The 14,631-nt window shown below is 39.6% G+C and carries 15 protein-coding genes and 1 pseudogene; 11 read left to right on the top strand and 5 right to left on the bottom strand.

Annotation, left to right across the window (positions count from 1 at the left end):
• Positions 1-5: 5 nt before the first annotated feature.
• Both RQ359_RS06580 and RQ359_RS06575 read right to left on the bottom strand, forming a co-directional pair.
• Complete coding sequence (locus RQ359_RS06580; protein ID WP_054838682.1) at positions 6-416, bottom strand: OsmC family protein; 411 nt, start codon at positions 414-416, stop codon at positions 6-8.
• Positions 413-868 carry a hypothetical protein gene (locus RQ359_RS06575; RefSeq protein ID WP_054838681.1) on the bottom strand — a complete coding sequence of 152 codons (456 nt, stop codon included), beginning with the start codon at positions 866-868 and terminating at the stop codon, positions 413-415. Before RQ359_RS06575 ends, RQ359_RS06580 begins: the two co-directional genes overlap by 4 nt.
• Before the next feature lie 71 nt (positions 869-939).
• Between RQ359_RS06575 and RQ359_RS06570 the strand changes: the two genes are divergently transcribed.
• The 11 genes and pseudogenes from RQ359_RS06570 to RQ359_RS06520 all read left to right on the top strand — a co-directional run bounded on the left by RQ359_RS06570 (position 940) and on the right by RQ359_RS06520 (position 9,197).
• Positions 940-1,071, top strand: coding sequence for a hypothetical protein (locus RQ359_RS06570; protein WP_256202044.1), 132 nt, complete (start codon positions 940-942; stop codon positions 1,069-1,071).
• On the top strand, positions 1,068-1,784 hold the full coding sequence (locus RQ359_RS06565; RefSeq protein ID WP_156017300.1) for a CBS domain-containing protein: 717 nt from the start codon (positions 1,068-1,070) through the stop codon (positions 1,782-1,784). The genes RQ359_RS06570 and RQ359_RS06565 overlap by 4 nt, the downstream gene beginning before the upstream one ends.
• A gap of 598 nt (positions 1,785-2,382) precedes the next feature.
• Entirely contained in the window at positions 2,383-3,513 is a 1,131-nt protein-coding gene (locus RQ359_RS06560) for a radical SAM/SPASM domain-containing protein (protein WP_338116996.1), read from the top strand.
• A gap of 183 nt (positions 3,514-3,696) precedes the next feature.
• Positions 3,697-4,032: pseudogene (locus tag RQ359_RS06555) on the top strand (zinc ribbon domain-containing protein); the annotation flags it as partial.
• A 121-nt stretch (positions 4,033-4,153) separates the two neighbouring features.
• Positions 4,154-4,792, top strand: a complete 639-nt coding sequence (locus tag RQ359_RS06550) for a molybdopterin-dependent oxidoreductase (RefSeq protein WP_054838679.1) — start codon at positions 4,154-4,156, stop codon at positions 4,790-4,792.
• On the top strand, positions 4,776-5,249 hold the full coding sequence (locus RQ359_RS06545) for a hypothetical protein (protein WP_206338992.1): 474 nt from the start codon (positions 4,776-4,778) through the stop codon (positions 5,247-5,249). Before RQ359_RS06550 ends, RQ359_RS06545 begins: the two co-directional genes overlap by 17 nt.
• A gap of 611 nt (positions 5,250-5,860) precedes the next feature.
• The gene (locus RQ359_RS06540; protein ID WP_054838677.1) at positions 5,861-6,826 is read left to right on the top strand and encodes a Gfo/Idh/MocA family protein; all 966 of its coding nucleotides are present in this window, start codon (positions 5,861-5,863) and stop codon (positions 6,824-6,826) included.
• 83 nt (positions 6,827-6,909) lie between these two features.
• Entirely contained in the window at positions 6,910-7,404 is a 495-nt protein-coding gene (locus tag RQ359_RS06535; protein ID WP_156017303.1) for a nitroreductase family protein, read from the top strand.
• A complete protein-coding gene (locus RQ359_RS06530; RefSeq protein ID WP_173571504.1) occupies positions 7,404-8,075 on the top strand; it encodes a DsbA family oxidoreductase in 672 nt (223 codons plus the stop codon). Before RQ359_RS06535 ends, RQ359_RS06530 begins: the two co-directional genes overlap by 1 nt.
• A 43-nt stretch (positions 8,076-8,118) precedes the next feature.
• A complete protein-coding gene (locus tag RQ359_RS06525; RefSeq protein ID WP_054838707.1) occupies positions 8,119-8,496 on the top strand; it encodes a CBS domain-containing protein in 378 nt (125 codons plus the stop codon).
• A gap of 134 nt (positions 8,497-8,630) precedes the next feature.
• Positions 8,631-9,197: a hypothetical protein gene (locus RQ359_RS06520; protein WP_054838675.1), complete on the top strand. Its 567-nt coding sequence runs from the start codon at positions 8,631-8,633 to the stop codon at positions 9,195-9,197.
• Here the strand turns inward: RQ359_RS06520 and RQ359_RS06515 are convergent.
• The 3 genes from RQ359_RS06515 to glgX form a co-directional block, all read right to left on the bottom strand.
• On the bottom strand, positions 9,172-10,209 hold the full coding sequence (locus RQ359_RS06515) for a M28 family peptidase (RefSeq protein ID WP_156017307.1): 1,038 nt from the start codon (positions 10,207-10,209) through the stop codon (positions 9,172-9,174). The genes RQ359_RS06520 and RQ359_RS06515 overlap by 26 nt on opposite strands.
• Positions 10,210-10,323: 114 nt before the next feature.
• Positions 10,324-12,429: an alpha-amylase family glycosyl hydrolase gene (locus RQ359_RS06510; protein ID WP_156017309.1), complete on the bottom strand. Its 2,106-nt coding sequence runs from the start codon at positions 12,427-12,429 to the stop codon at positions 10,324-10,326.
• The gene (glgX, locus tag RQ359_RS06505) at positions 12,426-14,564 is read right to left on the bottom strand and encodes a glycogen debranching protein GlgX (protein WP_457921143.1); all 2,139 of its coding nucleotides are present in this window, start codon (positions 14,562-14,564) and stop codon (positions 12,426-12,428) included. Before glgX ends, RQ359_RS06510 begins: the two co-directional genes overlap by 4 nt.
• Between the last annotated feature and the right edge of the window lie 67 nt (positions 14,565-14,631).

Genomic DNA, 14,631 nt, shown 5'->3' with positions numbered 1-14,631 from the left:
AAAAATCAACTTTCAATATCCCACTTGACCACGACCTTAACACTTCTTGCTAGGGTATCCCTCATAGGACATCTCTTTTCAGATTCTTCCAATATTTCCTTGATTCTTGGATCCTTACTCCTCACGGTCAAGTTGTACCTGACTTCAAGTACACCCGGTGGTATTGAAGGGTCACCTTGGAATCCTTTAGGATCCATGTCTCCTTGTATACAACCTTCAATGTCTTCAACCGCAACTCCCTTCTCCCTTGCGATATAGACAACTGTCAACATTAAACAAGAAAGAGAAGAAGCTAGCAACACCTCCTCTGGAGTCGGATATTCCCCTCCCATTAACCCGATCTGAAACTCCTGGCCACCAGCGCATACATTTACATGATCCCCCTCAACCTTTCCGTCAGCAGTAAACGTGATCAACTTATTACACCCACATCCTTCAGAATTGCGGCCTCTATTCCATACCTTACGTACATGTCAGTTCTCTCCTGTGATGTAAGAGATCTTCCTTTCTTTCTTTCTACCTCGTTTAGCTGTGCAGTTATCACTGTGCTTATGTTGGTCTCTACGTTTGGTCTACCAGCCTTAAATACGTCATAGATTGCCAACAAGAAGTTATGCATCTCCTCGGTAAGGTTCAAGATGAATTTGTCGAGTATAGGTATTCTATCCTCGCCCACCTCCAAAAGTTTACCTCGAAAGTAAGGTCTCCAAGTTAGCATGTGAGATTTCACGAACTCCCATGACGGTGGAAATCCCCTATACTCGTCAGCGTCTGGAACGTTAACAACTGTATATTCCTCACCTTCAATGTTAATCTTTCCTGCCACTTCCAACTCAAGGTTTCCGACTTTCACTTTAACACTGTCCACGTTTATCTTTATAAAATGAATGAGAAAAATTTTTTCCTTTGTAAACCTCTTAATTAATTGGTGATTGAAAGTTGGTAGAAGCTAAAATAGAGGATCCTTGCCTACAAGATTGTCTAGTAAATAAGAACGGAGCATGGGCTGAAACGATTACGGTAACTGAGTGCCTTCAGAAGTGTAAAGGATTTCGAATAGTGAAACCATGAAAGTTTCAGAGATAATGACAAAGGAAGTCGCCAGCGTTTCTGAGGATACTAAAGCTAGAGTAGCTTTAGATATAATGTTGAGATTGAACATAAGAAGGCTCCTAGTGAGGAACGGAAAGCTAACCGGAATATTGACAATAAGGGATATAGTTTACGATGGAAATCTGGAGAGGAAAGTAGGAGAGCTTGCATCTCGAGATCTACAATTCGTCATGCCTACTGCTTCCTTAAAGGAGGCGTGCATGATCATAACCTCGCAGGCTTTAGGTTCATTAATTGTAGGAAACGGCAACGACGTAGAAGGCATAGTTACTGAGAGGGATCTCCTAAGGTATTGTAAATCACCTCCATCTAACGTAGGTGATATCATGAACATTGAACCAGTGATAGCCAATAGGGACGCTACCTTAAAAGAGGTACTTGAATTTATGAAGAAGAAGTGGGTTAGACACGCCATAGTTATTGAGGACAGCCTTCCCGTAGGTATTGTCTCAGTTAGGGACATAGCCAGAGCCCTCCTAAGTAAGGGATTGGACGTGAAGGTTGGCGGCTTCATGTCCTTATCTCCTTTTAAGGTGACGCCAGATTCCACAGTGGAGACTGCAAGAAGGATAATGGTTGAACATAACATAGGTTTTCTCCCGGTAGTGGACCCAAGAACACTCCTAGGTAGCGTAAGCGAAAGGGAACTTATAGCTGCAATGTCAGTATAGAAAGGTCACTCCTTATTTTTAAGAGAATTTTTTTATTTCGCTTTTTGAATCATTGTCATTTCTTAGCAAGGATATAATCAGTCCAATTACATTTCCTTAATTAAAACTAGAGTTAATCTATAATAAATGAGAAAAGGAGAGAAGGAACTTCCTCGCTTAATAAAGCAATGGACTTCTAGCAAACGTTATAAGGTGATTGACTTATTTAGGTACTTTGTCATAATTATTTTTTCACTTATAATAAAACACTTCTTTTTAAAAATTTTTGTAATAAAAATTCTGTTTATCATAATATGGGTAGCCAAATATTTAGGACTATGATTGCAGTTGAACCTTCCCTAGATAGGAGCAACTATCACTTTATTTTTAATACTGTTAATTAAACTATATATAGCTTATATTATAAGAAGATTTTTATCCGAGTATGAATATGTATTATCATGGAAAAAAGGAAAGTAGTAAAAATAGAGAGAAAAATGGGTAGGTGTAACTACTCACCTTCATGGGGTCAGTGAGGTGAGTGAGGACGAAACTATCTAAATTCAATATTTTTCTTTATAATTATAATATACTTTTTAATACCCTAACTGGATACGCTGTGAAAGTTTCTGATGAGGAAATGAAGGCTCTCTCTGGCGGAGAAATTCCAGATAGTTTAAGTGATGTGATCGACGGTTTCGTTGATCAAGAATTTGACCCTGAATATATGATATTTAACAAGAAATATCTCGAACCTACCATTCTTCTAACGTATAATTGCAACTTCGATTGCCCATACTGTTTCCAAAAGGACTACAGAAGAAAGGATGTAGTACAAGACAAAGTAATCAGAGGTTTCATCAATTACATTAAGAGAAACAGTAAGGGAAGAAAAGTAAGGGTATCTTATTTCGGAGGAGAGCCGTTACTTCAATTAAAGAAAATAGAAGATATCTCCAAGGAAATAGATTCGTCTGGATTGGATTATTCCTTCAGTGTAATAACTAACGGCTCTTTGCTGAGCCCCAGCGTCTTGGATAAATTGGTCTCTTTAGGACTTACCCACGTTCAAATAACTCTTGACGGTCCAAGGGAAGTACACGACAAGAGAAGGTTCTTCGTGGGGGGAAAAGGATCCTTTGACTTGATCTTGGATCACCTTGCTTATGCCCAGGACAAAACCAACGTAGTTTTAAGGATTAACGTTGACTACAGAAACGTTGATGAAATTAGAGAGTTGTTGTCAACCTTAAAGGAGAGGGGCATTATAAGGGTTAGAATTGACCCCCATTTGGTTCACGAGAATATATTTAGAAATGAATACTGGGATAATCTAATAGCTAAGGAAAACGAAGGTGATATTCTGGCTAAAGTATGGGAGATTGCAAGAGAAGAGGGCTTCCAAGTACCACATGAAGCCTTCAGGTTAGGGATTTGTGTAGCTCACGTGGAGGACGACATTGTAGTTGATCCTTACGGGAACGTATATCCATGTTGGGCTTTCACAGGGAATCCTCTATATGTGAAGGGAACGTTAAATGAGGACGGCACAGTAAAACTAAATGGAAAGTTTTCCTCCAAGGTAGCCAGAGAAGTTTGGAAGGGAAAGTGTGACAATTGTCCATTCCTTCCCATGTGCATGGGAGGTTGTAGGTTCTTCTCAGTTCTTAACAGAAAAGGTTTTGACGGCGTTGATTGCCAGAAGAGAAGCTATGAGGAAATAGTCAAGTTAATACGATATTTCGTATAACTTAAATAAATATATTATAAGTTTTTATCCTGTAGATTATTAATTTTTAAATTATCCTCATTAGCAAAAATCTTTTTAAAAAAGTTATTATTAAATATAATGCATTTTAAACTAACAATTTACAGATTATAATCAACTAGATATCAAGTTGTTTTTCAAATAAGCGATTAAGGGTACGGAAAGGAGGACATTCACATGAGGTAACTTGTTGGTAAGTCCCTTCGAAGGCTTAGGATGAGACTGCACGATGTTGCTATTCATGAACTTAAGAGCATCATGGAGTATTAGCTTGGGAAATACGGTAAGGAGATTCTTTTCGTTAATCCTGCATTCACGTCCATGACTTATGCTAAATGTGGATACGTTAAGAGGAATTTGACGTTGGCTGATCTTGTGTTTAGTTGCCCTAATTGTGGTTGGGTCGTTGCTCGTGGCTACAACGCTTCCCTCAACATCCTGAGCAGATCGGGGTCGGTACGACCCTCAATGCGGAGCTTCGTCCTCTGCGTTGATAGATGAGGCTAGGAAGCAGGAAGTCTCGTCCCAAAGAGCGGGGTTAGTTCACTTTATAATGTAAATCCTTTTAATTTGTTACGTAATTTTGGTAAAGGCTTTTTTTGATAATTAACTTCAGCTACTTATGCCCTCGCTAGAAAGCAGAAGAAATTTCCTTAAAATGATGCTAGCCGCAACTTCGCTAATTGCAATATGGAAACTAGGTAGTAGTGGAGTTTTCACTTCTCACACTAACAAGTCATTAACTCCTTTTTCCTCATGGTATGTAGTCCAATATAGTAATTACACTCCTAATCTTTCCTTAAGTAATTACATTTTAACAGTAGACGGAGAAGTGAATAATCCACTTCAGCTAACTTATGAAGACCTAATTAAAATGCCTTCTATTTCTATTAAAGATACTATACAATGCGTCTCTGATCCATATTTTCTTAAGGCAAATGTTGAGTGGACTGGTGTGCCTCTCAAATATATTCTAAATATGGCAGGAGTCAAGCCCAACGCAACTAAAGTAATAACTTTCAGCGCTGATGGATATACGGCAGACCTACCATTGTATAAAGCTATGGAAGAGGACACGTTAGTTGCGTATATGGCTGATGGTAAACCTTTACCTCAGTTTCATGGATATCCAGTTAGACTTACTGTTCCAAGATGGTGGGGATATTGTTACACAAAGTGGTTAGTTAGAATTCATGTAACTGATAAAAACTATTTAGGTTATTGGGAATCAAGAGGGTATCCAGATGTTGCAAGGAAATAGAATAACACTAATTATAGGTACGTTACTAGCTTCAATTTCACCTTATTATTTACCTTTAGCTTTTCCAGGTTTAATAATGGTAGCTATGTCTAAAAAGGCTTTTAGCCCCAATTTAAAGGAATCTATTTACACACCGTCATTTCAGAGATCTACAGCATGGTTTTTGTTAGTACTAGCTTTGTTTGAAGGTATAACAGGTTTTGGTGCTGGACCTCAAACATCAACTACAATTTCAGATTTAACCTTTGGACTATTAAATAGAGGAAATAGCTTACAACTTCATATATTATTAATTGGTCCTTTAATTTTTTTCTTTGTACTACATTCAGCTTCAGGTATAGGCTCAATGTTACTTAGAAGAGGAATAAAGAACTGGTTAATATTTAAAATTATAATACCAAGTTTAACTATTGGCATTTACATAATAGGTATATACCTTTATGTGCTACTCTTGTAACTCTTGCAATAAATAAAAATTATTAATTGACTATATTTTAGATTAAAAATTTTTAGTTTTATATTTATATCTAATTAACTAGGTTTAACGAGATTATATTACACAATTAAAAATATTTGCCTATGATACAGCTTCCTCTGTTGAGAATTCTATTGGAATTTGAAAGATTTTGATAGATCTGATATCATTTGGTAGATGAAAATAGTTAATATAATGTCTTATTATTATTTCCTAATTAGATTCAATTATCATATATGTTTTTCATTTTCTAATTTTGTCGAATTGGATAGAAATTATCTAGGCAGTGAAAGCTACATCTACGTCACCATATAGATTCAGTTTTCGTTTCCAGAATCTTAGTTTCCATAAAGGTTTCTATAAAGAAAATGGAACTCGCTGTTATTTATATGGTTATAAATCTAGTGAAGTGCTTAGCCTTTACGGACGGATTCTCTAATAAGAAAGATGAATAAACATTTTAAACAAATTCTTTGCTTTATTTTTCTGGCTTTAATCAACTTATATTTATATTATGAGACATTAACTTTATCTTCTTTTTATTATAATATAAATGGCATTACTTATTAACTTAGTCGTATTTCAAATAGCACATGAAGATAGCCGTAGTAGGTTGTAGAGGATTCGGAAACGTTCACCTTAAGGCATATCAACAAATAAGAAAGGAGATAGACCTTGAGACCTACGTATTTAGCAGAGATATAAATAATGCTAAGCAATGCATGAATGAGTTTGAAGCCAACGGATACTTCATATCTTACGATGATGTGCTTAGCTCTGACGTTGATGTTGTAGACTTGATAGTGAGCCACGACTCCCACGAATCCATGGGAAGGTCAGCCATGGAGTCTGGGAAGCATCTGATGTTGGAGAAGCCGATTGGGAGAACTGAAGAGGAAGGAATCTCTTTGATAGAGACGTCAAATAAAACCAAAGTTAAGTTCATGGTTATGGAAAACCATTACTTTGACCCATCCGTTTGGAAAGCTAAAGAACTCATGGCTAAACTTGGAAGAATTTCTGCAATTATAGTCAGGAACACCAGATTTAATTCTCCTTCAGGCTGGAGAAGGAACAAAGCGATGATGGGAGGAGGAGCCTTAATAGATGGTGGAATACATTACGTTGATACACTACTAAACCTCGGGGGTGAATACAAAAGAATTGAAGGTCTATGCAAGTCCACGTTCGCTGGACTAGAGGGGGAGGATACGACCGAAGCCATTTTCGACTTTGGTGGATTTCTTGGTACCCTGATCTATTCCTGGGCTACTGAATCTCGTTATTTTCCTAGATTTGAAATATATGGGGAACATGGTAGCATAGTGGAGGATTACAAGTCGAGAACTTCCGAGAAACCCTATGGAAATCTTATCCTACAGTTGAATGGAGATGAAACGGAAACCATAGAGGTGAAAAAGGTAAACACCGTGGAGGAGGAAATAAAGGGTTTCCTACAGTCGTTGATAGAAGGGAAGAATGTGCCCATGAATCCCACCTTAGCGTTAAGGGATCTAAAGGCCGTTATTGACATATATAGAAGTTGCGGTGAGATTTAATGGCAACCTAATACTTTCAAATTAAGCTTCTATCTCAACACTATCACATAAACGTTTTAACGAACCTATGTAAATTTGTCTCTATGTGTGAGGAGTTCCTAAAGAGTAGGAGAAGCATAAGGAAATTCCAGGATAAGGACGTGCCAAATGAAGTTCTTATCAAGCTGGTAGAGATTGCAAATAATGCACCAAGTTCCAACAATAATGAGCCATGGAAATTTATTTTTATAAGAGATAAAAAAACTAAGCAAGAGCTTTCAAAGCTACACAAGGGAGCTTCCCATTTAGCTGACGCGCCGATTGTTGTGGCTGTAGTAGCTGAACCAGATAGGAATCCGAATACTTGGATGGTAGACGTACCTAACGCTGCCCTCTATTTTGCTTTGGCTGCGCACTGCTTGGGACTTGGAGTGGGATGGGTCGCTTCGTACTACAATAAGACTGCGTCGTCAATCTTGGGTATACCTTCCAATAAGGTCCTTGTAACCTTGATGTCAATAGGATATCCGGATTATACTCCTAAGCCAAAGACAAACCTTAAACCAGAGGATGTAATTCTTTATGAGAGGTGGTCATGATAACCGTAAAGTTCACGTTCTTTCACGATGTACTTTGCCCGTTCTGCTATATAACCTCAAAGAGACTCATGAAAGTGGTCAAGGAATACGGCAAGGAGGTAACCGTAGTACATAAGGCGTTCATGATAATATCATCTTTAGATGACTTGAAAGCTGCAGCTCCAGACGAAGAAAGCGCCGTAAACTTGTTTCGCGGTGAATTTTCTATCTTGAAAAACTACATCAAGGATTACGATCCTGACAAGGTATTATCGAAAGGTAAAATTAAGTGGGTTTGGTCCCTTCCTCCACTCATGGCATGCAAGGCAGCTGAACACCAAGGTGGAAACGAAGTTCATTGGAAGTACTTTGACAAGCTTCAAGACAAATTCTTCATGGAGGGAGAGGATGTAACTCAAGACGAGGTTTTACTTTCAACCGCCGAATCTTTAGGTCTTGACATGAAGAAATTTAAGGAGGACTATAAATCCAAGAAGGCTAAGCTCGAAGTTATAGAGGATGAGGAGGAAGCTCACGCTATGGGATTAAGGGGAGTTCCGGCAATTCTAGTAAATGATCATTGGCTTATAAGGGGAGTTCCTGAGGAGGATAAAATAAGGGCCGTTATAGAGGACATATTGAAGAATGGTGAGCCTAAGGAAACTAAACTTAAGGCTTACTGGGAGAAGTAAGGGGAGAATCAGACTTAAGAACTATAAAGAGAATAAAATATTTATGAAGAAAGTAAAAGAAGCCATGTCGAGCCCCATATTTCAAGTTGAAGCTAATACATCCCTTATGGAAGCATGCAAGTTAATGGTTGAAAGAGGTGTAGGATCGATAATAATAACTGAAAATGGAGTTCCAAAGGGAATATTCACAGATAGAGATGCTACTAAAGCCATCTCAATTGGACTAAGCCCAAACGACGCAGTCAGGTTAGCCTCTACCTTAGGTGAACTATTGACAGTTAGCGAAGATACTGACGTATTCGAGGCAATAAGCCTCATGACCAAGAACAAGATAAGGCATCTACCTGTTAAGGACAAGGATGGTAACATAGTAGGTATGTTTGCAATTACCGACATATCCAAGGTGCTCTCCAGTTTATAAAATACCATTTACTCCATACTTTCCCTTTTTCTTTTCTACATTTTACTTAGATTTATTTTATTTTCTTTTTAAATATAGCTAAAATTCACGTTATATTAAACAACTCTTAAAAAGGAACGGGTAGAATTATTTCTGTGAAGATAGGAGTTCTAAGGGGAAAGAATGGGGACATAACAAATCTAGTTAATGCCGTTTCAATTTCCACCTCTAACGGAAAACGAGAGGATATAATGCTGACCTATGAGAAGATTGAGAGCTTAAAGAGGACAGACCTTCTCATAGCTAGGGGTTTATTAGACGGAGAGAAGGGAATACTCAGGAATTTTACCGAGTTACTAATCGACTTAGAGCCGTTAAAGGAAATCAACGTTGAAACAAGTAACGTTGAAATAGGCAAGTTCGGACTTTGCGTTGAAGGTTCTTGCGTTAAGATAGGTCATCTTCTACCCATTAGGGATAACGTATTCAAGGAGGTAAGCGTTGTTGACATTTTAGATCTAGGTATACTTAAGGAAGTAAACAGGATAATTAAGGATAAGGGTACGCTTAGGTTGTTCTTAAGGGATAAAAGCATGGGAGGACCTGACCCTAAAAAGATAGTAGGTTACATAGAAGCATCACGCTTCATCGTAATCGAGGTAAAGGCTCATCAGTTTACTTGGGAATATCGTTGTTCTAAGCGAACTGGGAGGTTAAGTTAACGTAGTCAGGTATTAGCTTGTTCTCCATTTTCACGTCATAGTTGATCAGATGTTTAACCAGCCTAGTTACTTCTTTCACAACTAGGTCAAAGTACTCCTGGTCCCCTTGTACCGGTAAATCCGCGTCACTATGGTATAGAGGAATCATGTCGTCATTGTAGAGGGTTATGGCTGGAACGCCTCTTGAAATGAAGGACCATCCGTCAGAGAATGGAGTCGGCATTTCTATTCTCTTTAAAGGTATTTCGGACTCGAAGGAAAGGCTCCAAAGCTCAGGCACAGAGGAAAAGACCACTCTCTTGGGAAATAGGGAATCCAAGACTATGGCTGAACTAACGTTCCCCACGTCATATTGTAGGGATCCAGTACAACATCTAGGTCCTTCCTCTGAAGGGAAAAATACTAACTTTAAGCCTCTCTTGCCCTTAATACTAGAAAGGTTTTTCTTCAAGGAGAGAAGAACTGCAACGGAAAACAAGTTATCATGGAAGCCTGTGAGCCAATGGTCATAATGTGCTGAAACTACAACGTACTCGTCTCCCTCTTGAAGGGTAACCTCGTAAATAGTGGACTGCGAGTCTTTGAAAGACGACTGTGCATCGATTTCAATTTCCCCTTCTGGTCTAAAGGACATACTTAACGCAGGTAGATCCCCTGATATCCCTATTCTTCTCGTTTTACCTTCTTCGTAGAAAATCACTGCATCTGCACCGTTATCCTTAGCCACCGCGTAGAGGTCCTTAATCTTGAATGGATGATCTGGAAACCTAAATGCGTGAATATTGCCTCCTATTTTACCTTTAACCGAACCCTTGGAATAAGGCATAAGCGTAGCTCCAACGTCTCTTCCGTTCAAGGTTACCTTGCACGAATATATCCATTCCTTTGTGTTAACATGAATTTCCCTTCCTTTAGCGTGATGCTTTATGAAGTTTAGCACTTCCTTTTCTTTCTGGCTTCCATGGATAGCCTCTCCTATTTTTAATAGTTCCATAGCCTCAGAAATTGACATTAAAAGAAAATAGCAAAACGCTAAATAAAGAGTAATCCAGATCAAGGACAGCAAGAAAAGACTTATTGACTACTTTATCCCCTTTCTAATTTCGTCCCTCTTTCACGCTTCACGCTAATTCTTCATCACAATCACGGGGAACTTAGAAAGCTCCTCATTCATATCTCCAACCTCGGTTCCTCTAACTACATCGAAGCCCGAAATTTGAAGGTTTAACTTCCCCGCCCTAGAGAGAGTCCTCACAATAACGGTGTAACTTCCACGTTTGAAAGCTAGGTAACCTTTATCCACCTTTAAAGGCTTATACTCAGTTCCATATATTTCTCTTTTTACTTTCAATAATTTCCTTATTAAGTTAGTTTTCGTCGAATGTTTGCCTAAATCTAATGATGGGGTTTCGTCCCTAAGGGAATTCAACCAACGAAAGTCTACCTTAAGTCTATTGTCCGGATCCACCAGAAGGTAACGCCAAGTCTCTGTTCCTTGATAAAAATCAGCTATTCCGGGAGTCATTATCTTTAACGTTATCATTGCAAGCGATTTCTCTTTTCCTTTCAGATCCACTTCCTTTACAAAGGAAGAGACGTCATTCCTGAACCCGTCGTTGGAGAATCCATCCTCAACCATCTGAATCACCTTCTCTTCATACTCCAGATTAGGTTTCTCCCACGTGGTCTTCTCTTTGCTTTCTCTCATTGCTTTGATCATGTATGCCTTAAGCCTTTCTTTATATTCCTCAGTGAAGTTCTCTAGGGAACCCACTAGAACCTGATAAAATCTATATTCGTCTATAGGGTCTGCCTTAGGACGAAGCAAACTCCTCCATTCCTTTATTTTAGAACTCCACATGTCAGGTATCTCGGACAAGTAATCTATCCTAGCCCTAACATCCTCGCTTACCTTCGTATCATGAGTTGACGTAGAGTTCATTGTGGTTTCTTGCCTCGATGAAATGAATGAATGAAACTGATCCTGCGTGATTCCAAACCTTTCTAAGAATCCGCCTACCTCGTTTATTGAGAGAAGCTTGATAAAGCGATAAAACACCGTATCTTCTATACCTTTGGCGTAAGCGCCAGGGAGTATCTGCTGGAGCTTATTATATGTGTATGTATCCTTTTCACGAAGTTCTCTTACAACTCCATGAGGATCGCATTGGTCATATTCTCCGCTGTAAACCCTGTATACTGGCAGGCACTCAGCGAAGTTATAAATGTCCTCTGATACGTCCCTCCCCAGAGAAGAGGAAGCCAGCTTAGCTACATGAGAGAACTCGTTCTTCATGTAGTTTCTGATTACTGCCCTCTTGCTCTCCCTTATCATGGAATCTAAATTGTCGTGCTTGCCGGTAAACTCCTCGTATAGTCTCTCTATTTCATCATGGTTATCTCCATCTATGAGGAGGTGATTTACGTAATTCATGAAGTCATATCCTGTAGTTCCATCTGCTGGAATCTCCAGTTTCTCCCCCCAAGTTAATATCTTTTCAACTAAAACTAGGGGGTAAAGAGTCTTCATTCTCTTTACGTAATTTACAGGATCGAAAAGTCCATCAATATGATCTATTCTTATCCCATCTACCTTAGGTAAATTCCTGATTTGTTCTTGTAAAACTTCTTCCCTCTCTACATTAACACCTATCAGACAATTAACGTAAAAGAAGCGTCTATAAGACGGACCTTCAATCCACCATGTCAAGTGGTAGCATCTCCTTAAAGTCTCATCAACTGTGCTAACGTCATCGCATAGAGGAAGTCTCCAATCCCTGTAGATCAGTTCTCTCTTTTCTTTGTCTATACTGATCAGATGCTTAACTTTCTCTAACTTGTCCTCGAGTATCGGTAAAGTGATTACGTCCCCCCACCAATCGAACATGGAACTCCATTTGCTGTTCCTTCCTTTCCTTAGCACGTCCATTAGACGCCAATTCTCTGTGCTGACAGCCATGTGATTTGGAACAACGTCCTGTAGAATCCCTATTCCTTTTTCCTTCAATGATATACTCATTCTCTCATATCCTTCCCTGCCTCCTAGTCTATCGCTTATGACGTAGTCTACCACGTCATAACCGTGAGTGCTACCTTTCCTAGCTTTGAAAACCGGAGATAAATATACATGAGAAATGCCTAACCACGACAAATAATCTGAAATTTCTTCAACGTCCTTGAAGGTAGGACCGTCTTCCCTAAGCTGAATCCTGTAAGTTGATATCATGTTCATGAGGACACTCTCCTGTAAACTAAAACAGACTTTCCTTCAACTTCAAGTTCCTCTCCGCTGTTGACCTCTTTCTCTTTATCAGATAGATGTCTCATGTAAGAGTAAAGAACAATGTTCCACTTTCCATGACCAGGGATCTTTACCTTAATGTGACCTTGGTCAGAGTTCATTATGATCAGGAAAGTATCGTCGGCTATTCTGTTACCTAACTCGTCATGCTCGTCGATTACTCCTCCTTCTAGAACCAAAACCAAAATCTTAGTAGGAGAGCTCCACGTGTTCTCATCCACTTCCTCACCGTTTACCTTATACCAAGTAACGTCCTTAAAGGGCATTCCCAACAACTTCTTACCTTGGAAATATTTAGCTCTCCTGAAGATAGGATGTGCGTCATAGAACTTTACAGCTCTCCTGACGAAATTTAAGAAGTCGTACTCGCCGTCACTTAAGTTCCACCTGACCCATGAGATTTCGTTGTCCTGACAGAAGGCGTTGTTGTTACCACGTTGGGTCCTGCTAAGCTCGTCACCTCCTAACAACATAGGTATTCCCTCACTTATGAACAACGTGATGATGAAGTTCCTTTTCATTCTTTCCCTACATGCTATCACGTTAGGATCGTTAGTCTCACCTTCAAAACCGCAGTTCCAGCTAAAGTTCTCGTTTGTTCCGTCCTGATTGTTTAGACCGTTGGCTTCGTTGTGTTTAGAGTTATAGCTCACTAGATCCTGCAGGGTAAATCCATCGTGAGATGTTACGTAATTGACCGAGGCATAAGGCGTCTTTCCAGTACCTAGGTAAATGTCGGGAGATCCCATTATTCTGTTAGCTATCTCTTGGTATGGCAATGAATCTCCTCTCCAGAACTTCCTTACTGTGTCCCTATACTTACCGTTCCATTCTGCCCAAAAAGGGGGAAAATTACCCACCTGATATCCGCCTGGACCCACGTCCCAAGGCTCAGCTATCAGCTTCACCATAGAGAGAACAGGATCCTGTTGTATCGCTATGAAGAAAGTGGATAACATGTTAACGCTATAAAGTTCCCTGGCTAAGGCTGCTGCCAAATCGAACCTGAAACCGTCTACGTGCATTTCGGTCACCCAATACCTGAGACTGTCGAGAACCATCTGTAGAACCCTTGGATGGCTCATGTTTAGCGTATTACCTACTCCAGTATAATCTAGGTAATACCTCCTGTTCTCAGGGCTAAGCATGTAATAAGAAAGGTTGTCAATGCCCTTGAAGGAAAGGGTTGGACCCATATGGTTACCTTCAGCCGTATGGTTAAACACAACATCTAGTATTACTTCCAGTCCTGCATTGTGAAGTGCGTTAACCATTTCCTTGAATTCCTTAACTTGCTCTCCTCCACAGCCTGAGCTAGAGTATCTGCACTCCGGTGCAAAGAAACCAATTGTGTTGTACCCCCAATAGTTCTTTAGCCCTTTCTCCACTAGGAAACGATCGTCAACGAAGTGATGGACTGGCATTAGCTCTACGCTTGTTATTCCAAGATCCTTTAGATACTCCGTTACTTTGTCTGAAGCCAAAGCCTTGTAAGATCCCCTTATGTTTTCATCTAGATCTTCTCTAAGCTTCGTAAAGCCCTTTACGTGAAGCTCATAAATCACTGTCCTATTCCAGGCGAACCTCTTGAAATGGTGATCATCCCAATTGAAGTTAGGATCAATTACTACACTTTTAGGTATGAAGGGAGAAGAATCACGTTCGTCGAAGGAGAGATCCTCCCTTTGATCTCCTATTTTATAAGCGAAAAGCGAGTCGTCCCATTCTACTGATCCTGATATTGCCTTAGCGTAGGGATCTATCAATGCCTTGTTTGGATTAAAACGTAATCCCTCCTCCGGCTTATAAGGCCCGTGGACTCTATAAGCGTAAAGATGCCCTGGTCTTATCCCTGGGACGAATGTATGCCATATGTCTGCCATCCTGTTTCGAACTTCTATTACTTCCTTGGGATATTTCTTGTTCCTTGAGAACAACAATATCTCTACCTTGGTTGCATTCTCCGAAAATAGAGAGAAATTGACTCCATCCTCCTCTTCTAGCCAAGTCGAGCCTAATGGGTACGGATTTCCAGGCCTTAAAGGTACATCTCTCCAATCGACCATAATCTTTAATGGTAATCATGATTCATAAGTCCGTCTTTTAACTGAATTTGCTTAAAAGTGAAAACGA

The organism is Sulfuracidifex metallicus DSM 6482 = JCM 9184 (assembly GCA_032834875.1).
GTDB classification, from domain to species: Archaea; Thermoproteota; Thermoprotei_A; order Sulfolobales; family Sulfolobaceae; genus Sulfuracidifex; species Sulfuracidifex metallicus.
The sequence above is the reverse complement of the archived record's forward strand: the minus strand, read 5'-3'. Positions and strand labels throughout refer to the sequence as shown.

What these genes read in the sequence shown, in the direction of transcription:
- RQ359_RS06565 (WP_156017300.1), top strand. Translation starts at nt 1,068, where the DNA reads ATGAAAGTTTCAGAGATAATGACAAAGGAAGTCGCCAGCGTTTCTGAG.
- RQ359_RS06550 (WP_054838679.1), top strand. Translation starts at nt 4,154, where the DNA reads ATGCCCTCGCTAGAAAGCAGAAGAAATTTCCTTAAAATGATGCTAGCC.
- RQ359_RS06545 (WP_206338992.1), top strand. Translation starts at nt 4,776, where the DNA reads ATGTTGCAAGGAAATAGAATAACACTAATTATAGGTACGTTACTAGCT.
- RQ359_RS06540 (WP_054838677.1), top strand. Translation starts at nt 5,861, where the DNA reads ATGAAGATAGCCGTAGTAGGTTGTAGAGGATTCGGAAACGTTCACCTT.
- RQ359_RS06535 (WP_156017303.1), top strand. Translation starts at nt 6,910, where the DNA reads ATGTGTGAGGAGTTCCTAAAGAGTAGGAGAAGCATAAGGAAATTCCAG.
- RQ359_RS06525 (WP_054838707.1), top strand. Translation starts at nt 8,119, where the DNA reads ATGAAGAAAGTAAAAGAAGCCATGTCGAGCCCCATATTTCAAGTTGAA.
- RQ359_RS06515 (WP_156017307.1), bottom strand. Translation starts at nt 10,209, where the DNA reads ATGTCAATTTCTGAGGCTATGGAACTATTAAAAATAGGAGAGGCTATC.
- RQ359_RS06510 (WP_156017309.1), bottom strand. Translation starts at nt 12,429, where the DNA reads ATGAACATGATATCAACTTACAGGATTCAGCTTAGGGAAGACGGTCCT.
- glgX (WP_457921143.1), bottom strand. Translation starts at nt 14,564, where the DNA reads ATGGTCGATTGGAGAGATGTACCTTTAAGGCCTGGAAATCCGTACCCA.